Raw genomic sequence first — 25,169 nt, forward strand, 5'->3', positions numbered from 1 at the left:
TTTTTTGTGACTAGACTTTAAATTTTTATCCTTCAAAATCCATGTCATCGCCACCATTGCCTCGCTCCATATCACGTTGCTGTTTCTTTTGTTGATTGAAACGGTAAGTAAATGATACATTAAAGCTACGTTGTCTCCATTGAAATTCAGCATTACTGTTGAATGTAGGCGTTGTAGATTCCATACTACGTTTTCTGGTATTGAACAGATCACTTACGTTAAAGGCGAGTGAAGCGCGGTCATCAAATAAATCCTTACTAAATGCCATGTCTGTAGAGAACATGCCTTTTCTTTTGTTTTGGGCATCTTCACTTGGCCCCATATAGAATACACGTGTTTGCCAATCAATACTTCCAGGTAATGTATATTTATTATTAAGCCTTGCAAACCAGCTTAAGTTTTCTGCCCCGTAATCAAATCCGTTATAGAAGCCTTCTGTATTCGATTGAAATAAATTAAAGTTACCATTAATGTTCCAAACTTTTGATGGTCTGTATGACACAGTAAACTCAAAGCCGTAACGGTCATTTGTGGCTAGGTTTATTGGCGTACGACGAATAATCGGGAATTCGGTTCCGTTGATAATTGCGACATCTCCAGTATCTTCAGATATAAATGTGAAAACATCAGTGGCGCGCTCATAATAAATAGAGCTATTTAAAGTGAATTTTCCAAATCTGTTTAAATAACCTAAATCCACTTTATTAGAGTAACTTGGGTTAATGTCAGGGTTCCCTTGAAATAGATTAGTAGCACTACTTCTTGATGGAAATGGATTGATAAACCTTGATCTCGGACGACGAATTCTTCGGTTATATCCTAATTGTAAACTTTGCTTCTCATTAATTTCATATCCTAAATTTACAGTAGGAAATAAGTCAGTATAATTCTTTTTTTGAAAATCATTACTTGTTAGTTGATCAATGGTTAATCTTGCAGATTCCATTCTAAGACCTAATAAGTAAGAGAATTTACTTTTTATTTTACTACCAAATTGTGAGTATACCGCATTGATATATTCTCTGTAAATTAAGTTATTGCTTACATCTGTATCTAAAACAAACTCTCCGTTATCATTAAATTCTAGACTATAATCTGTATCTAATTCATTAAAATTACCACGGTATCCAAATTCAAATTGGCTGTTTTCTCCCAGAGGTAAAACATAATCTGATTGTAATAAAATTTCATTTTGAGATTGAAGGGTCTCTACACGCTCGGTGGCATCACCATCTTGCGAAATGATTGAACGCTCATTTTCATCGCTCGTTTCATATTGAAAATCAAATGTAAGTTTGTGTTGGCTGTTACCACCAAACTGTTTGTCATAATTTACGGAGTATTGAATGGTCTTGTCATCCTCTAATTCGGGATCAAATCTTGTAGATTCATTTAATATGTCGCCGACAGCATTAAATTCTTTAATAAAATTTGAAGTGGAGTTTTCTTCATCGCTACCTCTGTATACTACAGAAGTGGTTAAGGACGCTGAATCCGTAATATACCATTCTAGTCCAATATTTGTAGTAAAGTTCTTATTTTGTCTGTCCGTTTCACGATCCTCATTTAAGAAAGTGTCAGGGTTATCTGCAATCAGATTGCCATCTTCGTCAAACTGTCTATTAAAATATTGAGTTTCAGTAAAAGATTTGCCTGGAGACTCTCTATAGCTATAGCCAGTAGTATTAAAAAAGTTGAAATCGCCAGTTCTATAATTAATATTTCCAGATATTCCAGCAGTAGTTGGGTGACCAGCGTTTGCTGTTATAGCACCATTTAAACCTTGAAGCTTACTTCTTCTTAAGATGATGTTTAAGATACCTGCAGTACCTTCAGCATCGTAGCGGGCAGACGGCGAAGTAATGACTTCAACACGTTCAATAGATTCCGCCGGTAATTGACGTAGGGCATCTGTTGAATTAAGACCGACCAAACCAGAAGGTTTACCGTTAATTAAAATGGTAACATTCTCATTTCCTCTTAATGAAACATTACCTTCTACATCTACCGAAACAGAAGGAACGTTATCCAAAACGTCGCTCACAGTACCACCTCTTACAGTGAGGTCTTGACCAACATTATAAATCTTTTTGTCTAATTTGATTTCAACTGTGGTTCGTTCCGCAATAATGGAAACTTCTCCCAACGACTGTGCATCAATAGCAATGCCCATTACCCCCAAGTTAGTGTCTCGATTAATGGTTTTATTAGGAATGGTTTTAGTGCTGTATGAAATATATTCTACAGAAATATCATAAGTGCCTTTAGGGACTTTAATGTCAAACTTACCATCAAGGTCAGTAATACCACCAGTAACGATTCGGTTTTCTGACTTGCTAAAAAATGCGATGGTAGCGTATTCAAGTGGTTGATTGACATCTTGGTCCATGACAACGCCAGTAACACTTACTTCTTGCTGTGCTGAAATGACATGTGTGGTCAATAAAAAAAGTAGGGTGAATGCGTAGGAAAGTAGTTTCATTATAATTTAGTTGTTTTTTTTGGTTTGTGATTTTTGCAATTTTTTTATTTCGGCTTTATTATCTTCTATAAATCTTAGGACTGATGCAATTGTTTCTTCGGTGTATAACTCTTTTACATCTAAAAAATGTGATGTTTTAAGTTGTTCTACAAAGGCGTCCTTTTCAAATTGTTGATGACGCTCTGAAAACACTATTTGATTTCGCTTTTGGTAAAAATCATCTATTTTTTGTTTAATGATTTCGCCTTTAAACTCATCTATTTTTAACAGGGTAACAAATGTGTCCACACGATCGCGGTACTGGTCCATCTGTTTTTCCATGTATTGTTCCCGTTCTCTTTCCATAGCTTCTTTCCGTTGGGCATACGTTGGCATTACGCCCAAAACAAGCATAAAAAGAGTAACCTTTATCAATTTTGCAATCATAATAAAGTGGATTTATTATTGAGAGTGCAAAAATAGAACTTGGTTTAATGGACTTTGGTTAAAGTTGTGTTAAAGGTATCCCTTACAGTATGTCGAGGATTTTTTGTGGAGGTCGGCCAATAGTAGCTTTATTGCCATTAATGACAATTGGACGTTCAATGAGTTTAGGGTGCTTTGCCATAGCGGCAATAATTTCTTTATCGGTTAAGTTTAAACCTTTATACTCATCCTTCCAAATGGATTCATTTTTTCTAACAAGTTCAATAGGTTTGATTTTTAGTAAGGTGATGATATTTTCCAAGGCCTTTTCATCAGGTGTGTCTTCCAAATATCTTACAACTGAGAATTCATTCGTATTATCTTCAAGTATTTGTAACGCTTCTCTAGATTTACTGCAACGTGGATTGTGATAAATTGAAATCATTTGTCTTGGTGTTTGAATTCCGCCAAAGCTACGAATTTTGATTGCAGTAAGCAATAGCCTTAGAGGACCAAGCGATTAAAGTTTGACGTTAAAAGATTTCAAATCTTCCTCCAATTTTTCAGGGGTTTTAAAAAGGATGGTATTGATACCCATGTCTTTTGCTGCTATAATATTTCGAAGATTGTCATCTATAAAAATAGCACGGTTAGCTTCAATATTAAACCGGTTTAATGTAAGTTCGTAGATGTCTTTAAATGGTTTTCTTGTTTTTTCTTCACCAGATACTACAATACCTTCAAACCAATGTAAAAAATCGAATCGCTCAAGTGCAATAGGAAAGGTTTCGTGGCTCCAATTGGTTAGCGCCACCACTTTATAGTCTTCGTGGTTTATTAGTTTTTTTAAAATGGCCACAGTGCCTTCAATAGCTTCTCCCAACATCTCTTCCCAACGCCCGTAAAACATCCTGATCAATTGTTCATGTTCAGGAAAAAGCGCCACACGTTCTTCCGTTGCTTTTCTTAATGGATAGCCCGCATCTTGATTCTCGTTCCAATCGTGTGTACACACATTGTCGAAAAACCATTGCATTTTTTCGCGATCGCCATTAAAAACGTCTGTATATACATACTCAGGATTCCAGTCAATAAGAACGCCACCGAGGTCAAAAATAATCGTGTCAATTGTTTTCATTTATATAATGCTGTAAATTAATAGTGCTCCAAAGAGCATTGAAAATGGCGAAATTATTTGAAAATATATGGGTTTTAATCGCTTTGTCCATGCTTGTGAGTATTTATAGTGCCATTGTCTCGGTATTAAAAATAACACAACCGAGGTTAGTGCCATAAACCATCCTATAATGGATAATACCATTGGATATTTGGAATATTCTGCATAAATAATGAGCGCTATTGCAGGAACCATCCTTAAACCGATTTCTGTGTAATTGATAATGGTAGTGCTTGCCGCTTTATTCAATATGCCTCTGGCTTTTTCGGGTTTTAATAACATGAGAATGCCCACGCCAATCAAAAATAGTCCGAATAAAATGAGGATGGATTTAGCAATAAGAACCATAATCTTGATTAAATTTTAATCAAGATACGCTATAATTCATTCGGATTGTCATCCTTTTGACCCATCATCATCAAATAAGCTTTCAGGAATTCGTCAATCTCGCCATTCATGACGTTATCTACATTTCCTGTTTCATGCCCGGTTCTCACATCCTTCACTAATTTATAAGGATGCATGACATAGTTTCGAATCTGGCTTCCCCATTCAATTTTCATTTTCCCCGCCTCAATATCTTCGCGCTGTGCCAACTGTTTTTGCAGTTCAATCTCATACAACTGAGATCTTAGCATTTGCATAGCTCTAGATCTGTTATCGTGTTGCGAGCGCGTTTCTGAACATGAAATTTGAATTCCCGTCGGTTTATGGGTCAACTGCACCTTAGTTTCAACCTTGTTGACATTCTGTCCGCCAGCCCCACTAGAACGTGCGGTGGTAATTTCTATGTCTGCAGGATTGATGTCAATTTCTATGGTATCATCTACCAATGGATACACATACACAGAAGCGAAACTGGTATGGCGTTTGGCATTACTATCAAACGGAGAAATTCGGACCAATCTATGGACACCATTTTCTCCCTTTAACCAACCAAAGGCAAAAGCGCCTTCAATCTCAAAGGTTACCGTTTTGATACCGGCGACATCACCTTCCTGAAAGTTCAATTCTTTAACTTTAAATCCGCTGTTTTCAGCATACATCAGGTACATGCGCATGAGCATACTTGCCCAATCACAGGATTCCGTACCACCAGCGCCGGCAGTAATTTGAAGGACTGCACTTAAACTATCACCTTCTTCAGAAAGCATGTTTTTAAACTCTAACTTTTCAACGTGTGCTAAAGTTTTGTTGTAATGCTCTTCTAATTCTTGTGCTGAAAGTTCTTCGGCTTTGTAGAATTCATAAAACACCTCCAAATCCTCAATTAGAGTTTTGGCAGTATTATAATCTTGAACCCAACTTTTTTTCTCTCTAATGGAGCGCATCACCAACTCTGCAGCTTTAGAATCGTTCCAAAAATTAGGATCAAAAGTTTGTTCTTCTTCGTTTGTTATCTCAATAGTTTTGGCATCTATGTCAAAGATACCTCCTCAACGCTCCAAGGCGTTCTACAAGACCCTTAATTTGATCAGATGTAGTCATAATAGTGTGAATTTTTCACAAATATATCATTAAAACGGAGGACAGTTAAAGAATTTATCAGATAAATTTTTCAGTTTATTTGTGTAGTTTTATAAGCTAATTAACAATTATGAAAAATTACAGCCTGCTTCTCATTTTAGTTTTATTTGCAACCAGTTCATACTCACAAGGATTAAAAAATAAAAAGCTCGAAAATTATAAAGGTTTTTTTAATTTCTATTACGAAGTTAAACAAGATAAAATTTATCTTGAGGTAGCTGAGTTGGATAAGGAGTTTCTTTACGTAAATAGTTTGGCCAGCGGCATTGGCTCAAATGATATCGGGCTTGATAGAGGTCAGTTGGGTTCTGATCGACTTGTTAAATTTATTAAGGCCGGGAATAAAATATTATTGGTGCAACCTAATCAGAATTTTAGAGCCATTACAGATAATTCTTTAGAGAAAAAAAGTATTGAGCAGGCATTTGCAACCTCTGTATTATATGGGTTTAAAATTGAAGATACGATTGCAGGAAACTATGTGATAGACCTCACGCCTTTTTTACTTCAGGATACGCATGGTGTGGCGGTACGGTTAAAATCTCAAAACGAAGGCACTTATAAATTAGATCTTTCAAAAAGTGCGCTAGCTTTAGAACGCACCAAAGCATTTCCAAAAAATGTTGAGTTTGAAGCCTTATTAACTTTTGAAGGTGAAGCTAAAGGTAGAAACATAAGAAGCGTTGCACCTACAGCATCATTGATTAGTGTGATTCAGCACCATTCGTTTGTAGAGCTTCCAGACAATAATTATAAGCCTCGTGTTTTTGATCCGCGAAGTGGGGCCATATCAATATCCTATATGGATTATGCCACGCCTATTGAAGCGCCAATTGTAAAACGGTTTGCCATCAGACATCGGTTACAAAAAAAACACCCAGAATTAGCAATGAGTGAGGCTGTTGAACCAATTATTTACTATTTGGATCCTGGAACACCTGAACCAGTGCGTTCAGCGCTATTGGATGGTGCTCGATGGTGGAATGAGGCTTTTGAAACCATAGGTTACAAGGATGCGTTCCAGGTAAAAATGCTGCCAGATGATGCTGATCCTATGGACTGTCGGTATAATGTCATCCAATGGGTCCACCGTTCTACACGAGGATGGAGTTATGGCGCTTCGGTTGTCGATCCTCGTACAGGCGAAATCATAAAAGGTCATGTAAGTTTGGGGAGTTTGCGCATTCGGCAGGATTTTATGATCGCTCAGGCTTTGTTAAACCGGCCTTTTGCAAACTATGACACCAATAATGATCCGATGCTAAAAATGGCGCTCTCCAGAATCCGACAACTAAGTGCACATGAAATTGGTCATACGCTTGGATTCGCTCATAATTTCGCGGCAAGTAGCACGTCAGATGCTTCCGTTATGGATTATCCACACCCTAAAATCACCTTAAAAGACGGCGAAATTAGTTTAGAAAACGCCTATACTGACGGCATTGGGGAGTGGGATAAAGTCACGGTGGCTTACAGTTATTCTGAGTTTGATGAAAACATTAGTGAGCAGGAAGCCTTACGTGATATTTTGAAACAGGCCCAAGACAAAGGATTGCGTTTTATATCAGATTACGATGCGCGCGCTTCAGGCGGAGCCCACGCTTATGCGCATTTATGGGACAGTGGTAACAGTGCTTCTGAAGAATTGGAGCGTGTATTGGAAGTTCGCGCTCAAGCCATTTCAAACTTTTCTAAAGACAACATTAGAACTTACGAAACATACTCAGTTTTGGAAGATGTTTTTGTTCCTTTGTATTTTTTCCACAGATATCAAGCTGAAGCTACTTCAAAATTAATTGGTGGTTTGGACTATAATTATGCCGTTAAAGGCGACGGACAATTAGTTTCAAAAACTATAGATGTAGCACTTCAAAATGATGCATTAAACGCTTTACTAAAATCTATAGCTGCGGAAACATTAGCAATACCAAGAGATAAATTAGCCCTGTTTCCTCCAAGGGCGTTCGGTTATGGTAAATCGCGCGAATCGTTTTCAGGAAAAACCGGCGTTTCTTTTGATGCCTTAAGCGCCCCTGAAACAGCTAGTGATATGGTGCTGGAACTGTTATTGAATCCGCAGCGTGCAAATCGACTTGTACAGCAAAAGAGTCTGAATAAAAATCAATTGGGTCTCCAAGATGTGCTTCATCAACTAGTGGAAAGCACATTAGGCAAATCCCATAAAGATGATTATTTAGCAGAGGTGCAACATTCAATTAACGTGAATATCCTTAAGTATATTATGAATCTCGCTGTGGCTGATGCGTCTTCATTTCAGGTTAAGGCTATTGCTAATAATGCCATAGACAATATATTAAAACGCATATATGACAAGAACTATGACTCAAAAATTTATGGGGCACAATACGGGCGACTCATAGCTGAGATGCGTAAACACCCTGATAAATATAAAATGCAAGCTGCTCCGCGAATCCCTGATGGATCTCCAATAGGCACCGATATGTGTAATTATGCTACAAAATAAAAACAATGATAATAGATTTAAGAAGTGATACCGTTACCAAACCTACGCCGGGTATGTTGGATGCCATGATGAGTGCAGAAGTGGGTGATGATGTTTATAAGGAGGATCCTACGGTAAATGCATTAGAAGAACGATTGGCCAATATGTTTGGGAAGCCAAAGGCTTTGTTTTTTCCAACCGGAACCATGGCTAATCAAACGGCTCTAAAACTGCACACCAATCCTGGCGATCAGGTCATTTGTGATTCCAACGCCCACATTTATCATTATGAAGGAGGCGGTGCTTCGTTTAATAGCGGTATTTCCTGCAAGTTATTAGATGGCCATCGTGGGATGTTTACGGCTGAGCAGGTTATTGAAGCTATAAATCCGCCAGACTTTTATCATAGTCCTCTTACTGCATTGGTAGAAGTTGAAAACACTGCCAATAGAGGCGGAGGTTCTTGCTGGGATTTTGAAGAATTAAAACGGATCAGAACCATTTGTAATGACCACAGTTTGGGTTACCATTTGGATGGTGCCCGCATTTGGAATGCTTTGGTGGCAAAACCTGAAACAGCGCGCGATTACGGACAGATTTTTGATACAGTATCGGTTTGTTTAAGTAAAGGTTTGGGGTGTCCGATCGGTTCGGTATTGATTGGAGATGAGGACATCATGCAAAATGCGATGCGTGTTCGTAAAATACTCGGTGGTGGGATGCGTCAAGTAGGCTATGTTGCAGCTGCCGGTTTATATGCCTTAGATCATCATTTATTACGACTAAAAGAAGATCATCAAAAAGCAAAAGATATTGAGCAAATGTTATCCGGTTTAGACAGTGTTAAAACTGTTGAACCTGTTGAAACAAACATTGTTATTTTTGAGTTGTTAGATAAAAAAAACGATGGCAAATTTATAAACCTCCTTGCCGATAAGGGAATTCGTTTAAGTAGTATGGGGAGCGGTAAACTTCGCATTGTAACACATATGGATTATTCGGATGCCATGCACGACAAATTTCTCACCATCTTAAAATCGATGTGATTTTCGCAAAGAAGATTAGTGAATCAAGACGTTAAATATTTATAAAGCTGTTTGTACCATACATATTAATTAGAAGAATTGATATGAGTTAAAATAGCTTGCTATTGTTTATAAAGTTTTGAATATCTTAGTCTATAATTAGCCCTTAAATTTTGTAATGAAATTAAGTATCATCATACCTGTATACAATGTTGAAAAATACATTGCCCAATGTATAGACAGCGTTCTTGACCAAGATTTGGTGCCTGAAGATTATGAAATTATATTGGTTAATGATGGTTCAACGGATAAAAGTGCTGAAATAGCGCATAATTATGCTACCAACCATTCAAATATAATTGTGATAGACAAGGCTAATGGTGGAGTAGGTAGTGCCCGAAATTGTGGACTGGACAATGCGCATGGCAAATACGTATATTTTATTGATTCTGACGATTATCTTGTCTCTAATAGTTTAAAGAAGCTTATAGATACGTGTGAGGAGAATACTCTGGATATTGTAACTTTCCTATCTTCTTCCTTCTCCACCTCTATGTCAAAGTTTGAAGCTTTAATAAAAACTAGAGAATTTAAAGTTGCCTATGGAAATGATGAACTTTCACCAATAGTTTCAGGCGAAGAGTATTTAGCCAACGTCAATTACAGAGGTGAAATTTGGTGGTTTGTTACCAACCGAGAGTTTTTATTAAGTACAAAAATTAGATTCATAGAAACCGGGTGGATGGAAGATGCCATCTTTACACTTCAATTGTTTTTAGAAGCTCGCCGTATGGCTCATCTAAAATTCGATATTCACAGACATCGGTTTGCTCCAGGTACTGCAATGTCAAGTAAAGAACCCAAGCATTATCTGAAAGTTATTAGAGATCTTCATAATGCGGCCATTGTACACGTGCCTATTATAAATAAATTGGAAAAGAATAATGCTCATCAAGATACGATTATACGTATCAAAGCTAGGCAACAGTCCTTTGTGTTTTTTTCTATGTTAAGGATGATTGGTTCTACCATGAGCTTGAGTGAAGTTAAGGAGCGTATAGACGAAATGATTCTAATAAAAGCTTACCCGTTAACATCATTTATCGGGAAAGATTATCATGGCATTCCCTACCAAACCTTAAGCAAGCTATTAAACTCTAGAAGCAGGTTTTATTTTATATTTAAAATTCTCAACCCTATTTATAAGCTTAGATATCGCATATCTAAACCTGTATGAAATGAAATAGCGTTTACCATATGAAATGATAAACGCCTATTGATAAACAGGCAAATATTTGCGTTATTTAAACATGTCCAAGCCTGGGATGTTTGGCATACCATCTTTGGCCACAGCGGCCAATTCTGCTTCGTTCACTTGAGTGGCTTTTTCAATAGCCTTATTTAAGGTTAAAATCAAGTAGTCTTCAAGCATTTCTTTATCCTGCAATAACTCCTCATCAATAGCAATTGATTTTATAGTTCTATTAGCTGTTAAGGATACTTTTAATTTGCCGTCCGTACTCTGTTCGTCCACCAACACATGGTTTAGACGCGCCTTGGTATCTTCTACTTTTTGTTGGGTTTCCTTGAGTTTATTCATCATGCCCATCATATCTCCAAACATATTCGTCTATTTTAAAATTTAGTTTTACAAAATTAAGAAAAGATTCATAGACTAAAGAAATCTCTTATGTTAGAATTCTCACAAAACCTTTTAAAATCAACTTAATTATTGATAAAATATTTAAATTTCATCAATTGAATATCTTTTCAGTTTAAGCTATCTTCTTTTAAAAGAGTACTTTTGCATTCCGTTGAAAAAAAACAAACTAATGAAACATACTGTTCAACCCCCAAAAGCGAAAAAAGTGCTTAAAACCTTAAGCATGCATGACGATGTAAGACATGATGACTATTTTTGGTTAAATGATCGTGAAAATCAGGAGGTAATTGAATACTTAAATGCCGAAAATGAGTATTATGAGGTAATGACTTCAAAGTATAAAGATTTTGAGCACTCTCTCTTTAATGAAATGAAGGCAAGAATAAAAGAAGATGATGAGTCTGTACCCTACAAATACAATGGCTATTGGTACATTGTTAAATATGAGACAGGTAAAGATTACCCAATTTATGTACGTAAAAAAGATACCTTAGACCATCCAGAGGAATTACTTTTTGATTGTAATGTAATGGCCCAGGGTCACGATTATTTTAAATTGGTAGGGTTAAGTGTTAGTCCAGACAATACAATGATTGCATTTGGCATAGATACTGTTGGTAGGCGCAATTACACTTTACAAATCAAGAGTTTACTAACAGATGAAATGTATTTGGACGCCATTCCCAATACCACTGGATCTGCAACTTGGGCCAATGATAACAAAACTTTGTTTTACACAGTTAAGGATGAAAAAACTTTGCGTTCAGATAAGGTTTTTAAGCATAAATTAGGTAGTGCCTCAACTAATGATTTGCTCGTTTTTGTAGAAGATGATGATACTTTTGGGGTGGCAGTCTACAAATCAAAATCAAAAAAATATTTAATTATAGCCTGTTATAGTACGTTGACAAATGAATATCACATTCTGAATGCCAATACTCCTGACGGAGAATTCTCAGTATTTCAAGAACGAATTAGAGGGCTGGAGTACAGCATTTCTCATTATGACGACCATTTTTATATCGTTACAAATGCTGATGGTGCTGTAAATTTTAAACTGATGAAAACTCAGGAAAACCTCACCCAATTTAATCATTGGACAGAGGTACTTCCTCATAGAGATGATGTTCTGCTTGAAGATATTGATATTTTTAAAGAGTTCTTAGTGATAAGTGAACGAGCCAATGGATTAAATCAAATTCGGATCAAGCGTTGGGATGGCTCTGACGATTATTATTTACCTTTTGATAATGAAACCTATACTGCTTTTACTACGACAAATGTTGAGTTTGATACCAATATTTTGCGGTATGGTTACAACGCTATGACAACACCTTCATCGAGTATTGATTTTAATATGGTAACCAAGGAGAAAACCATTTTAAAGGAACAGGAAGTTTTAGATCCTAATTTCCATAAAGATAATTATGAGTCGGAAAGAATCTGGGCGACCTCTACAGATGGGGTCAAGGTGCCAATTTCCATGGTTTATAAAAAGGGTATGATAAAAGATGGGACCAATCCTGTATTATTATATGCTTATGGTTCTTATGGACATACTATAGACCCTTATTTTTCTAGCATTCGTTTGAGTTTGTTAGATAGAGGTTTTATTTATGCCATTGCTCACGTCAGAGGTGGGGAGTATTTAGGTCGCAGGTGGTACGAAGGCGGAAAATTGTTGCAAAAGAAAAACACCTTCACTGATTTTATTGAATGTTCTAAGTATTTAATCGCTGAGAAGTACACCTCTTCTAAACATTTATATGCCTTAGGAGGGAGCGCTGGCGGACTACTAATTGGTGCTGTGATCAATGAAGCACCTGAACTTTATAACGGGGTCATTGCTGCTGTGCCTTTTGTAGATGTAGTCACGACCATGTTAGATAATACCATCCCTTTAACTACAGGGGAGTATGATGAATGGGGCAACCCCAATGACCCTGCTTATTATGCCTATATGAAATCGTATTCGCCTTATGATAATGTGAAAAAACAAGCATACCCCCACATTTTAATCACAACAGGTTTACATGACTCTCAAGTACAATATTGGGAACCGGCAAAATGGGCAGCAAAGTTGCGAATGAACAAAACAGATGATAATGTATTGCTTCTCAAAACGAATATGAACGCTGGTCACGGGGGTGCTTCAGGGCGCTTTGAAGCATTAAGGGAAGATGCAGAAGAGTACGCATTTTTATTAGACTTAGAGAACATTACTGTCTAATCGAAAAAAATATCGTACTTTTGCAACGTTTTAGGTTACATTTTTCTAAATTGTAACCTGCGAATAGCATTTATACAATCGCGATGTTTTATAGTTTTTAAATATCCATTCACAGGTAAACATGCGCGATACTATACGTACTATTGTAAAGATTAAGAAACACGTATGAAAAAAGACATTCAGGTATTTGATAATGTATTACAACTCATTGGTACTACACCACTTATCAAATTAAACAAAATGACTGCTCACTTTAATGGTGAATTTTACGCTAAAGTAGAAGCATTCAACCCAGGGCACTCCTCTAAAGACCGCATCGCATTACATATTATTGAAGAAGCCGAAAAACAAGGAATTTTAAATCCGGGAGATACGATTATTGAAACCACTTCTGGTAATACTGGTTTCAGTATTGCAATGGTCAGTATTGTTAAGGGGTACAACTGTATTCTTGCGGTCAGCTCGAAATCATCACCAGATAAAATTGACATGCTAAAGTCTATGGGAGCACAAGTGTATGTGTGTCCTGCACATGTTAGCGCCGATGATCCGAGGTCATACTACGAGGTCGCAAAACGCTTGCACCAAGAAACTAAAGGCTCTATTTATATCAATCAGTATTTCAATCAACTAAATATCGACGCCCATTACAGCAGCACTGGTCCTGAAATTTGGGAACAGACTGAAGGTCAAATTACGCATTTAGTTGCATGTAGTGGCACTGGAGGAACAATTTCAGGTACAGCAAAATACTTAAAAGAGCAAAATCCTAATATAAAAGTTATTGGGGTTGATGCCTATGGTTCAGTTTTAAAAAAATATCACGAAACGCGTGAGTTTGATCGTGACGAAATTTATCCCTACAGAATTGAAGGATTAGGTAAAAACTTGATTCCTACAGCTACAGATTTTGATATGATTGATGAATTTGTAAAAGTTACTGATGAAGAAAGTGCCCATACCGCACGTGAGATTTCTCGTACTGAAGGATTATTTGTGGGGTATACGAGCGGCGCTGCAATGCAAGCTGTAAAACAACTTAAAGATGAAGGCGCTTTTAAGGCAGGCGATAAGGTAGTTGTTATCTTTCCTGACCATGGGTCGCGCTATATGAGCAAGGTATACAGTGATAAGTGGATGGAAGAACAGGGCTTTTTTGACAGTAAAAAGGTGGCAAGTATGGAAACCATACAATATGTTAAATAGCTGTATATCAAAATCATAATACTGTGAAATGGATGGTCAACACAGATTTTCTACTCTTCAAAATGTTATAAACAGCAGTTTATAACTAAATTATGCTAAGAAAAGTAATTTAGTTAATTTTGCCCAAACTAATTAGACTAACTGAAGATGATGACGTCATAAAAATTTAACCTTAATAATGGTTGAATACAATGACTGCCTATGTCGGAATAACACTAATATTACATGAAAGACTTATTTGATAAAATTTACAGAGACAAAGGACCTCTTGGTAAATGGGCTTCACAAGCTGAAGGCTATTTTGTATTCCCAAAATTAGAAGGTCAGATCTCTAACCGAATGAAATTCCGTGGTAAAGATGTAATTACATGGAGTATCAATGATTATTTAGGTTTGGCAAACCATCCTGAAGTTAGAAAAACGGATGCTCAAGCTGGAACTGATTATGGTTCAGCGTACCCAATGGGTGCACGAATGATGTCTGGCCATACAGATCTTCATGAAGTGTTACAGAATGAACTTGCAGAGTTTGTAGATAAAGAAGCAGCATATCTCTTAAATTTTGGTTACCAAGGAATGGTGTCAACAATTGATGCCTTGGTGTCTAAGGACGATATCATTGTATATGATGTGGATGCTCATGCTTGTATCATTGACGGTGTTAGATTACATATGGGGAAACGATTTACCTATAAACATAACGACGTTGAAAGTTTAGAAAAAAACCTAGAGCGTGCTACCAAAATGGCAGAACAAACAGGCGGCGGAATACTTGTGATTTCTGAAGGCGTTTTTGGGATGCGTGGTGAGCAAGGCCGGTTAAAAGAAATTGTAGCGCTTAAAGAAAAATATAATTTTAGATTTTTAGTAGATGATGCTCATGGTTTTGGTACACTTGGTAAAACAGGTGCTGGAGCAGGTGAGGAACAAGGGGTTCAAAAAGATATTGACGTGTACTTTGCAACCTTTGCAAAATCATTGGCAAGTACTGGTGCATTTATTGCAGCAGACCAAGAAATCATTGATTACTTAAAATACAATTTGCGTTCTCAAATGTTTGCCAAATCACTACAAATGCAATTGGTTGTTGGGGCTCGTAAACGTTTGGAAATGTTAAAAACAATGCCAGAATTGAAAGATAAGCTTTGGGAAAACACCAATGCGTTACAATCTGGACTTAAATCTCGTGGATTTGATATAGGAACTACCCAAAGTTGCGTAACTCCAGTGTATCTTAAAGGAAGTATTCCAGAGGCTATGGCTTTAGTGAAAGATTTACGTGAAAACCACGGAATTTTTTGTTCTATTGTGGTGTACCCTGTTATTCCAAAAGGACTTATTTTGCTAAGAATGATTCCTACAGCAACACACACATTAGATGATATCAATGAAACTTTAGAAGCTTTTGAGGAAATCAGAACGCGCCTTGAAAATGGCACTTATAAAAGGCTGTCAGCTTCTGTTGCAGCAGCAATGGGAGAATAGGTCTCAACAAAATAAATACATAAAAAAATCCCAATTCGACATTGGGATTTTTTTTATATTATATTTAATTGTAGACTGGCAATTGGTGTTATAACGGAAAAGATTGTAATTCTATCAACCTATTCAATTTGTTTTCGTACGGTCTTTCTACGTTTAAAAACTTCTGGGTTAAAGTGCTTCCAAATTTGATGGATAGCGATATTATCTTCCAATTCTGGGGTTCTTACACAGCGTTCTATGCCTTTCTCAGTAAAAACTTTATAATATTCATTAAATATTAAAGCCGTAACACCCTTATTTTGATATTCTGGATGAATACCTATCAAATAGAACACCACTTCTTTACTGTGTTTTTTAGCATGCAAAATATGCGTAAATCCAAATGGAAATAATTTACCCTTTGTTTTTTGTAATGCTCTTGCAAAGGAGGGCATTACAATAGCAAAAGCAACCAACTCATCATCTTTATCAATTACAAATTTGATGTATTCTGGGTTTACAAAACTGATAAATTTTTTCTTGAAGTACTCTTTTTGAATGTCTGTAATCGCGACAAAGGATGATAAGGATGCGTATGACTTGTTGAAGAGATCGAACATTTTGTCTACATAAGGCATTACTTCTTCAGTCCTGGTGAACCCTAAGGCTCTCAACTCGTAGCGTCTCTTAATAAGTTCTTGTGCTTTGGAAAACTGCTCAATTTTAACATTGGAAAAGGGAAATCTACTTTCAGAATACAATTTCTCATCTGTATACCCCAACTCCTGAAAATGGTTTACGTAATACGGATAGTTGTACCAGGTGATCATATTTCCCAAATGCTCGTACCCTTCAGTCATCACCCCAACTTTATCCAAATTTGAAAATCCTACAGGACCTTCAACATAATCTAAGCTATTGGCTTTGCCAATTTCATGAACCTTTTCTAAAAGAGCTTTGGTCACTTCAATGTCGTCAATAACATCAAACCAACCAAATCGCATTTTTTTCTCCTTTTGGTGGTTCACTTCTAACCAATTTATTATAGCTGCAACTCTACCAACAATTTGATTATTCTTATAGGCTAAAAAGAAAGTCGCCTCTGCATCATTAAAAATAGGGTTCTTTTTTTTGTTAAAAGTCTCCAATTCTTGTTTAATAATTGGTGGCACCCACTTTGTGGAGTCTTTATAAAGCTCAAAAGGAAATTTTACGAATGCTTTTAATTCTTTTGGGGTGCTAACTTGTTTAATTGTAATCATAAGGTCTTATTTGCCGTCATCATTGAAATCCGTTTGTTTTTTCTTTTGAATTTTTCGCTCCTGAAGTCTCAATTCATCTTTTGCAGGATTACCATTATCTATTTCTTTGTCCTTATGGAAATCAAAGCGATAGGACATTCCAAAATTAACACCTAATACTGATGGCGTATCTTTGGTGTTAAACGTTAGGGCGGTATCTAATTGAAAGTTTTTATTCCAAAGATAGGCGCCTCCAAAACGGAATAAATTATCAGCATAAAAATCACTTTTAATACCTTGTGCTTCAGTGAAAATTGCCCATTGCGGATTGAAAGAATGGGTTAAGGTAAAAATATATTGAAAGTCAGATTGATCAGTTCCTATCCTATCTTTTACTAAGTTGATCACAAAAACCCAACCACCAGAGAAATTATTTTGAGATATGATGGCTACCTTGGGGCTAAACCCTTCAATCCCTGGAGCAGTATATGGATTGTCTTTAGTGTCATAATTAGCACCTGCATAAATGGCAACTGCAGGAATTAAGGATTTCCATTTAAACTTTCTATTGGCTTTCCAGCTGTACAAATTAGGTTTTTCCTCACCGGCCTTACGATAAGGATCATAAATCATGTATTTCGCACCAATGGCTAATGTTTTAAAATTGCCTCGGTCAAACTCTTGAGGAATACTTGAAGAATTATAAGTTTGGGTGTCATTTTGATAGGTGCCCTGAATATTCAATTCCAACTCTTCAAAAAGCAATCCGAAACGGGCAGCAAAATCAGCTCCAAACCCTGAAACCTCATATTTCAACGGGGTATGCTCTTCTTTTATTAAATAAGGGCCTGCTTCAAATTGAAGTACATTAGTGCCTACAGAAAAAGCACTCTGAGAAACCCCCGGACGGTTGGAGTTTATGACTTCAGTATATTGGGCAAATGCAAAATGGGTAAAGGTGAAGATTAAAAAAACAAAGGAAATTTTGATGGATTTCATTTTCTAAAATGATTAGGCTCAAAACTACATATTTTTTTTGATTTTGAATTGCTTTTAATCGATTGAAAAACGAATTCTGTATTATAGTAAGGTGTCGTCCAAAGTGTGTAAACTGTGCCAAAACGCCTGATTTTATATTTTTTTTAAGTATTTAAAACAGTTTGTAAAGACTAAGAATCGTACTTTTGGTGAAAATATATTTTAACTATGCAAGTGGCGTCCTTTACAGGTTTTTTAAGAACCATTTTAATAATTATGTTGGTTTGGTACGGCGTTAAGATTCTAATGAGGTTTTTCGCACCCTATGTTGTCCGCTATATGTCCAAAAAAATGCAAGAACGTTTTAGTGGACAATTCCAACAGGAGCAAGAGGCCAAAAATCGACCTAAAGAGGGAGAAACTATTATTGACAAAATACCAGAGAGGCGTCAAACTTCTGATAAAAAAGTAGGGGAGTACGTGGATTACGAAGAAATTGATTAATTTGCCGCAATCAAACAATTGCACTGATTCATGACTTTTTCACTTAAAAGATTCCTACCACATTTTTTAATTATTCTTGGCTTTATTGCGCTTTCATTGGCTTATTTTAGTCCGGTTTTGAGTGGAAAGCAAATTTTTCAGAGTGACATTATGCAGTACATTGGAATGTCTAAGCAGCAAACCGATTTTAGAGCTGCCACTGGCGAAGAAACCTATTGGACCAATAGTGCATTTGGAGGTATGCCTACATATCAGTTAGGAGCCAAATACCCTCACAATTATATTAAAAAATTAGATTCGGTTTTGCGATTTCTCCCAAGACCAGCTGATTATCTTTTTCTTTATTTTATAGGGTTTTACATATTTATGCTGACTTTAAAGGTCAATTATAAATTAGCGGCCCTAGGCGCACTGGCCTTGGGGTTTTCTACTTATCTTATTATCATTCTAGGCGTTGGACACAACAGTAAAGCGCATGCTATTGCCTATATGCCTTTAGTCTTAAGCGGAATTTTACTTGTCTTTCAAAAGAAATACATTTTCGGGTTTTTATTGACTACTGTAGCGATGGCGCTGGAGTTAAGCGCAAACCATTACCAAATGACCTATTACTTGTTGTTATTGGTATTGATTTTGGGTGCAGTTTATCTTTATGATGCTTATAAAAAGAACTTATTGCCTCACTTTTTTAAATCGGTGGGTATTATGTTTATAGCGGTTGTACTAGCCATAGGTATGAATGCCACAAATATTATGGCAACTCAGGAGTATGTGAAAGAAAGCACCCGTGGCAAAAGCGAATTGACTATTAACCCGGATGGTACTCCTAAAGAAGTGACCTCTGGGTTGGATAAAGAGTACATTACAGAGTATAGTTATGGCTTTTTAGAAACTTTCAATCTTTTTATTCCGAGACTTTTGGGTGGTGGTAACGGAGAAGATGTTGGCAAGGATTCTGAAATGTATAAGTTTTATACGGGAATTGGTGCAAGTCCGGTAGAGGCTATGCGCGAAGTGAAACATACACCAACGTATTGGGGAGACCAACCAATTGTAGAAGCACCTGCCTATGTTGGCGCCGTGGTATTGTTCCTTTTTGTATTTGCACTTTTAGTTGTTAAAGGGCGCTTAAAATGGTGGCTCGTTGGTGGTACTATTATGTCTTTATTATTGTCTTATGGGAAGAACCTGGGCTTTTTAACAGACTTCTTTATTGATTATGTGCCGATGTACGATAAGTTCAGGGCTGTTAGTTCTATTCAGGTCATTTTGGAGCTTTGTATTCCTGTGTTGGCAATATTTGGATTGGTGCATCTGTTCAATGATTTTGAAAAGAATGAGGACAAGTTGAAGGCGTTAAAGATTGCTGCAGGAATTTCTGGAGGACTTGCTATATTGTTCTTGCTGTTTAAGGGCTCCTTCGACTTTGTAGGTGCTAATGATGGGTATTACAGACAGGCTTATGGCGAATATGGACAAAGTTTTGTTGATGCCTTAAAAGCGGATAGAAAGTCAATGTATACTGCAGATACATTGCGGACCTTAATTTTGGTATTGCTTTCTGCTGGTGGTATTTGGTTGTATTTACAAAAGAAGTTATCTCAAAATGTATTAGTCGTTGTATTTGCAGTACTCATACTTTTTGATTTGGTCAATGTGGACAGGCGCTATGTTAATAATGAGAATTTTGTATCGGCACTTCAGGTGAGCAAACCTTATCAGGCCAATGCTGCAGATTTGGAAATCCTAAAGGATGATGGCCATTTTAGGGTATTTGATGTGGCTTCAAGTGGGGCTCGAGCATCTTATTTCCACAATTCGCTTAGTGGTTATCATGCCGCAAAATTAGGGCGCTATAATGAGCTATTTAATTTTTATATCGCTAAAAATAATATCAATGTATTGAACATGCTCAATACGAAATACATTATTGCTGATGACGAGCAAGGCGGAATTTTTCCTTATGAAAATGAGGACGCCAATGGCAATGCTTGGTTTATTTCTGAGATAGAAAAAGTGAATTCTGCGAATGCCGAAATGACTGCTCTAGAAAATTTAGACACTAAAAATAAGGCTGTAACTACGCAAGATTTGGCTGCTGTAAAATTCAAGACAGATTCCATTGCAACACTATTATTATCAGAATATAAACCGAATTACTTAAAGTATAGCTCTAACAATAATAATGATGGATTTGCAGTGTTTTCTGAGATCTATTATGGCGATGGTTGGAATGCGTATGTAGATGGAAAATTGCAACCACATTACCGGGTCAACTACGTGTTACGCGGCATGCCAATTCCGAAAGGACAGCACACCATCGAATTTAAATTTGAACCGCAGGTTGTTAAAACTGGAAGTACAATTGCCTTAGCGAGTAGTGCATTGGTTGGACTGTTAATTTTGGTTGGGATTGTATATATGCGAAAGCAGGTTCGTGAGAAAGGTGACACCATCTCATAAATAGGCACTCTAGAATTTATAAACGATAATTATATCTAAAGATTCCCGCCTTTTGTGAATAGAAGATTATGCCAAAAAAAGCACTTATCATTACGTATTATTGGCCCCCAGCAGGTGGACCTGGAGTGCAGCGTTGGTTGAAATTCGTAAAATATCTTCCTGATTTCGGCATTCATCCTGTGGTGTATATTCCGGAAAACCCGAGTTATCCTCTATTGGATCAAACATTGTTGGATGACATTCCTGAAGATGTCACTATTCTAAAACAGCCGATAACCGAGCCCTATAAATTAGCTGAGATTTTTTCGAAACAAGCTTCGAAAACCATTAGTTCTGGTGTCATTCCCAAAGTGAAGAAACAAACGGCTATTCAGAAATTGATGCTCTATGTGCGTGGTAATTTTTTTATTCCAGATGCCAGAAAAGCATGGGTAAAACCTTCCGTGAGCTATTTATCTGAATACATTAACGAACATCAAATTGAAACAGTAATTACGACCGGTCCGCCGCATAGTTTGCATTTAATTGGCTTACACCTTAAAGCGCGGTTGGGGATAAAATGGATTGCTGATTTTAGAGATCCGTGGACCACCATTGGTTATCATAAAAAATTAAAACTCAGTGCTAGTGCCGCTCAAAAGCATGAGCATATGGAAAAGCAGGTGCTCACTACCGCTGATCATATAATTGTTACTAGTGGGAATACCAAAACGGAATTTGCCGCAAAATCAAACCAGCCCGTTACCGTAATTACCAATGGTTATGATTATCAACAACTTCCTAAGACAGTAAAAGACCAAAGGTTTTCTGTAGCGCACATTGGCTCTTTATTGTCTGAACGCAATCCAAAAGCATTGTGGAAAGTTTTAGGCGAACTCATACAGGAATACGACGATTTTAAAGAAGTCTTTGTTCTAAAATTAATTGGTGTGGTAAGTGACGATGTGCTCAATAAAATTCGACAATTTATACCGGAAAACAATATTGATATTGTTGGCTATGTCACCCATAAGGAAGCTTTAGTGCATCAAAGACAATCTCAATTGTTATTATTGATTGAAATAGATTCCGAAGACACTAAAGCCATTATTCCTGGAAAATTATTTGAATATATGGTGGCTGAAACTCCTATAGTTGCGGTAGGACCACCAGATTCTGATGTTGAAGGTATTATAAAGTCTACAAATACAGGGCGATATTTTGGTTATCACTCAGAGCCGGAATTAAAAGCCCATCTATTCTCTAGTTACGAAGCTTATAAAAAATCAACCTTAGCGACGCACCCAATAGGGTTGCAGCAATACAGTAGAAAAGCTTTGACCCAAAAATTGGCAGGTCTCATCTGACACTTGTCTTGCAACTCAAAATTCTTATCTTCGGGTTTTAATATTCTATGGGAATAGTCACCAACCAATCTTTTAAGAATACCATCACCACGTATTTAGGGTTTGCCATTGGCGCTCTGAACACTTTGTACTTATATGCGTTCTTTATTTCTGATGTGCACTATGGTCTGATTTCCTTTATGTTATCTACCGCGACCATTATGATGCCATTAATGGCATTTGGTGTGCACAATACCATGGTTAAATTCTACTCGACGTTCAAGACGAAGAACTCGCTGAATAGCTTTTTGACACTCATGCTATTTTTGCCCTTGGCATTTATTATTCCGACTGGCTTAATAGGTATTTTTGCTTATAATAATATTGCCAATTTTCTTTCACAAGAAAATCCTATTATAGGTAATTACATCTGGTATATCTATGCAGCGGCCATTGTAATGGCGTATTTTGAGGTGTTTTTTGCCTGGACAAAAACTCAAATGCAAACAGTATTTGGAAACTTCCTTAAAGAGGTTTTTCATCGCCTTGGCATTATGGTATTATTGTTTTGTGTCTATTTTAAATGGATATCAGTAGATACATTTATTGCGGGCGTAATCGGGGTGTATACCTTACGTATGCTTATTATGATGTTTTACGCATTTAGCGTAAGATTACCGGTATTTAAATTTAACAGACTTGACAGATTAAATCCAATTTTAAAATATACTTTTTTAATCATTATTGCTGGTTCAATAGCAACTGTGATTTTGGATATTGACAGTTTTATGTTAGGTATGTATATCCCTATAGAAAAAGTGGCTTACTATGGTGTAGCTATTTATATTGCTACGGTTATTGTAGTGCCTTCACGATCTATGCAACAAATCCTTCAACCTTTAACGGCCAAGTATTTGAATGAAAAAAATAAAGTGGCGCTAGAGGATTTGTATGTCCGCAGTTCTCAGACCTTATTTATTATAGGAGGACTCATATTTTTACTCATCATCTTAAATATTAATTCACTTTATGAAACCATTCCGGAACAATTTAGTGGTGGCTTACTGGTAGTGTTTTTAGTAAGTATGGCTAAATTGTATGATTGTTTAATGGGGTGTAACAATGTCATTTTATTTAATAGTGATTATTACAGAGTTGTATTGTTGTTTGGCGTTATTTTGACCATTCTTACGGTATTGCTCAACATGTTATTTATTCCAAGATTTGGCATAAATGGAGCCGCTTTTGCCACTTTCCTAGCGGTTACAGTTTATAATACAATAAAGATATATTTTGTGAAACTTAAATTCAATATGATGCCATTTACCATAGATACAGGAAAAGTTCTACTGTTGCTCATAGTAATGGCTGCCTTGTTTTACTTTTGGGAATTCCAATTTTACCCTCTTGTAAATATTGGCTTAAAATCGGCTTTAATTATTTTAATCTATGGGGTAGTTATATATAAATTAAAAGTTTCAGATGACATCAATATTTTAATCAAAAAACATTTGAGAATCAGCTAGGCGAGTTGATAAGCTAGTTTAAAATAGAAAATTTATTTATTAAGATTTAAGGCGGTTTTTTTTTTTTTTGCAAAAATCGCATCACTGTAAAAAGGAAAATCCCGCAAGGTGCTTTGAGGCATACTACTTGCAGGACATTCCAACTAACCAACCAAAAATTTTATAGAGTTATAAGTTACCTCTACCTTGAGAAGATCTTGACCTTGAGTTAGATGCTTGTCTATCCATTTTAGGATTTGATCTACTAGATTTTTGCGTAGCACGTGTATTTCTACTAGCGCTTTCTGTTCTATTATATGTACGGGATGGGGCAGCATTAGGTTTTCTCTGCACTGATTTATTCTGATTCGATCTTGACTGTACAGTTCTAGTTTGGGTTGGTTTTGCAGACTGGCTTCTTCTATCCCTATTAACCACATTGGTATTTTTAGTCGGTTGCTGAGAGGCGCCTCGTGATACTGTTCTACTTTGCGTATTTCTATTTACAGATCTCGTTCCTTGAGTCTGTATATCGCGTTTATTACCTCTTGTTGCTTGCGGTGAACGCCTGTCTAAGGTTCTGCCTGTGGCCTCCCTTGTATTGGTTCTCGATATACCTTTTTCCGCCCTAGAATTGTCATAGCTTCTGGTTTCTTGCTGTGTACGGGAAATAGGTCTTTGAGAATTTACCTGACGCCCTCTTGTAGAACTTGATGTGCTTCTGCGTGCTGTAGCTTCCTGACGGTATCTATCACTACTGCGAGAGCTGGTTGCCACTGAATTTCTTCTACCAGAACTTTTAGAATAATGGCGTGGTTGTGGTGTGTATCTGACTGGTGCTCTATAATTGTTTGCATAAGGTCTATAATAATGGTGTCTTATTGGCTTGTAATGTTGTCTGTAAGGTTTCACGTATACTACACGATATTCATATGCGGGAACTGAATAATAACGGTGCCAAGGTCTGTGAACATAAACTCTGTTATACACATTAATATAACCTGAGTAGTGTGTGAATCTGTGATGACGGTCATAATATACATGTAATCCGCCAACCCGACTCACATAACCATAATTGTTATAATGGATGTTGACATTTCCGGCCTGGATTATACGTCCGTAGTAATCATAATAAATTGGAATGTTTTCAATTTGAATGATCGCACCATAATCGTCATATTGTATATACGGGCTGTAATCATAACCTGTATTAAAACTGAATGATACATTAGGTGTATTGATGGAAACATGAGCATCAGGGCCATAATTTGGCGCATAGAAGTCAAATTGCCCATCAGGGAACACAGAAAATTCAATACCACCTTCGGTAAAAATAAAGGAATTACCATAACCTTTTTTAAAACCTTTCTTGTATGAATTATCTTTAGCTAGGTTGGTGGTTGTTGCGTTTACTGATATCCCAATGAGGAACATTACAGTAAAAAGTAAAGCTAACTTTTTCATGAATGTTTGTTTTTTTGATTTATACGATTAGTGCAACACAAACAAT

General features: G+C 36.6%; 20 protein-coding genes. 10 read left to right on the forward strand and 10 right to left on the reverse strand.

The window, feature by feature from the left end; translation table 11 throughout:
- Positions 1–25 precede the first annotated feature (25 nt).
- The 6 genes from BXY82_RS09620 to prfB all read right to left on the reverse strand — a co-directional run bounded on the left by BXY82_RS09620 (position 26) and on the right by prfB (position 5,552).
- Complete coding sequence (locus BXY82_RS09620) at positions 26–2,482, reverse strand: TonB-dependent receptor domain-containing protein (protein ID WP_133757982.1); 2,457 nt, start codon at positions 2,480–2,482, stop codon at positions 26–28.
- A 6-nt stretch (positions 2,483–2,488) separates the two neighbouring features.
- Positions 2,489–2,908: a hypothetical protein gene (locus BXY82_RS09625; protein WP_133757983.1), complete on the reverse strand. Its 420-nt coding sequence runs from the start codon at positions 2,906–2,908 to the stop codon at positions 2,489–2,491.
- Between the two features lie 82 nt (positions 2,909–2,990).
- Positions 2,991–3,332, reverse strand: a complete 342-nt coding sequence (arsC, locus tag BXY82_RS09630; RefSeq protein ID WP_133757984.1) for an arsenate reductase (glutaredoxin) — start codon at positions 3,330–3,332, stop codon at positions 2,991–2,993.
- Positions 3,333–3,407: 75 nt separating this feature from the next.
- Positions 3,408–4,025 (reverse strand): HAD family hydrolase, encoded by a 618-nt coding sequence (locus BXY82_RS09635; protein WP_133757985.1) that lies wholly within the window; start codon positions 4,023–4,025, stop codon positions 3,408–3,410.
- Complete coding sequence (locus tag BXY82_RS09640; protein WP_208293692.1) at positions 4,026–4,412, reverse strand: hypothetical protein; 387 nt, start codon at positions 4,410–4,412, stop codon at positions 4,026–4,028. It abuts the gene before it with no gap.
- A 29-nt stretch (positions 4,413–4,441) separates the two neighbouring features.
- A protein-coding gene (prfB, locus tag BXY82_RS09645) for a peptide chain release factor 2 (RefSeq protein WP_133757986.1) occupies positions 4,442–5,552 on the reverse strand; the annotation gives its coding sequence in 2 pieces (ribosomal slippage) (positions 4,442–5,488 and positions 5,490–5,552; 1,110 coding nt in all).
- A 109-nt stretch (positions 5,553–5,661) separates the two neighbouring features.
- Between prfB and BXY82_RS09650 the strand changes: the two genes are divergently transcribed.
- The 3 genes from BXY82_RS09650 to BXY82_RS09660 all read left to right on the forward strand — a co-directional run bounded on the left by BXY82_RS09650 (position 5,662) and on the right by BXY82_RS09660 (position 10,317).
- A complete protein-coding gene (locus BXY82_RS09650; RefSeq protein ID WP_133757987.1) occupies positions 5,662–8,076 on the forward strand; it encodes a zinc-dependent metalloprotease in 2,415 nt (804 codons plus the stop codon).
- A 5-nt stretch (positions 8,077–8,081) separates the two neighbouring features.
- Entirely contained in the window at positions 8,082–9,101 is a 1,020-nt protein-coding gene (locus tag BXY82_RS09655) for a threonine aldolase family protein (RefSeq protein WP_133757988.1), read from the forward strand.
- Positions 9,102–9,258: 157 nt separating this feature from the next.
- Positions 9,259–10,317, forward strand: coding sequence for a glycosyltransferase (locus tag BXY82_RS09660; RefSeq protein WP_133757989.1), 1,059 nt, complete (start codon positions 9,259–9,261; stop codon positions 10,315–10,317).
- A 63-nt stretch (positions 10,318–10,380) separates the two neighbouring features.
- On the opposite strand, the gene BXY82_RS09665 is transcribed toward BXY82_RS09660, so the two are convergent.
- Positions 10,381–10,704 carry a YbaB/EbfC family nucleoid-associated protein gene (locus BXY82_RS09665; RefSeq protein ID WP_133757990.1) on the reverse strand — a complete coding sequence of 108 codons (324 nt, stop codon included), beginning with the start codon at positions 10,702–10,704 and terminating at the stop codon, positions 10,381–10,383.
- Positions 10,705–10,912: 208 nt separating this feature from the next.
- On the opposite strand from BXY82_RS09665, the gene BXY82_RS09670 reads away from it, so the two are divergent.
- The 3 genes from BXY82_RS09670 to BXY82_RS09680 all read left to right on the forward strand — a co-directional run bounded on the left by BXY82_RS09670 (position 10,913) and on the right by BXY82_RS09680 (position 15,664).
- Positions 10,913–12,973 carry a S9 family peptidase gene (locus tag BXY82_RS09670; protein ID WP_133757991.1) on the forward strand — a complete coding sequence of 687 codons (2,061 nt, stop codon included), beginning with the start codon at positions 10,913–10,915 and terminating at the stop codon, positions 12,971–12,973.
- 165 nt (positions 12,974–13,138) lie between these two features.
- Positions 13,139–14,179, forward strand: coding sequence for a PLP-dependent cysteine synthase family protein (locus BXY82_RS09675; RefSeq protein WP_133757992.1), 1,041 nt, complete (start codon positions 13,139–13,141; stop codon positions 14,177–14,179).
- 225 nt (positions 14,180–14,404) lie between these two features.
- On the forward strand, positions 14,405–15,664 hold the full coding sequence (locus BXY82_RS09680) for an aminotransferase class I/II-fold pyridoxal phosphate-dependent enzyme (protein ID WP_133757993.1): 1,260 nt from the start codon (positions 14,405–14,407) through the stop codon (positions 15,662–15,664).
- A gap of 119 nt (positions 15,665–15,783) precedes the next feature.
- On the opposite strand, the gene BXY82_RS09685 is transcribed toward BXY82_RS09680, so the two are convergent.
- Positions 15,784–16,905: a GNAT family N-acetyltransferase gene (locus BXY82_RS09685; protein ID WP_133757994.1), complete on the reverse strand. Its 1,122-nt coding sequence runs from the start codon at positions 16,903–16,905 to the stop codon at positions 15,784–15,786.
- 6 nt (positions 16,906–16,911) lie between these two features.
- Complete coding sequence (locus tag BXY82_RS09690) at positions 16,912–17,883, reverse strand: transporter (protein WP_133757995.1); 972 nt, start codon at positions 17,881–17,883, stop codon at positions 16,912–16,914.
- Positions 17,884–18,090: 207 nt separating this feature from the next.
- Between BXY82_RS09690 and BXY82_RS09695 the strand changes: the two genes are divergently transcribed.
- From BXY82_RS09695 to BXY82_RS09710, 4 genes are all read left to right on the forward strand, one after another.
- Positions 18,091–18,366, forward strand: a complete 276-nt coding sequence (locus tag BXY82_RS09695; RefSeq protein ID WP_133757996.1) for a DUF4834 family protein — start codon at positions 18,091–18,093, stop codon at positions 18,364–18,366.
- 30 nt (positions 18,367–18,396) lie between these two features.
- Positions 18,397–20,829 carry a YfhO family protein gene (locus BXY82_RS09700; RefSeq protein ID WP_133757997.1) on the forward strand — a complete coding sequence of 811 codons (2,433 nt, stop codon included), beginning with the start codon at positions 18,397–18,399 and terminating at the stop codon, positions 20,827–20,829.
- A gap of 68 nt (positions 20,830–20,897) precedes the next feature.
- Positions 20,898–22,175, forward strand: coding sequence for a glycosyltransferase (locus BXY82_RS09705; protein ID WP_133757998.1), 1,278 nt, complete (start codon positions 20,898–20,900; stop codon positions 22,173–22,175).
- Positions 22,176–22,222: 47 nt separating this feature from the next.
- Complete coding sequence (locus BXY82_RS09710) at positions 22,223–23,680, forward strand: oligosaccharide flippase family protein (protein WP_133757999.1); 1,458 nt, start codon at positions 22,223–22,225, stop codon at positions 23,678–23,680.
- Between the two features lie 168 nt (positions 23,681–23,848).
- Here the strand turns inward: BXY82_RS09710 and BXY82_RS09715 are convergent, their stop codons facing one another.
- Positions 23,849–25,123, reverse strand: coding sequence for a hypothetical protein (locus tag BXY82_RS09715; protein ID WP_133758000.1), 1,275 nt, complete (start codon positions 25,121–25,123; stop codon positions 23,849–23,851).
- Positions 25,124–25,169: the final 46 nt, after the last annotated feature.

Source organism: Gelidibacter sediminis (assembly GCF_004364975.1).
Classification (GTDB): domain Bacteria; phylum Bacteroidota; class Bacteroidia; order Flavobacteriales; family Flavobacteriaceae; genus Gelidibacter; species Gelidibacter sediminis.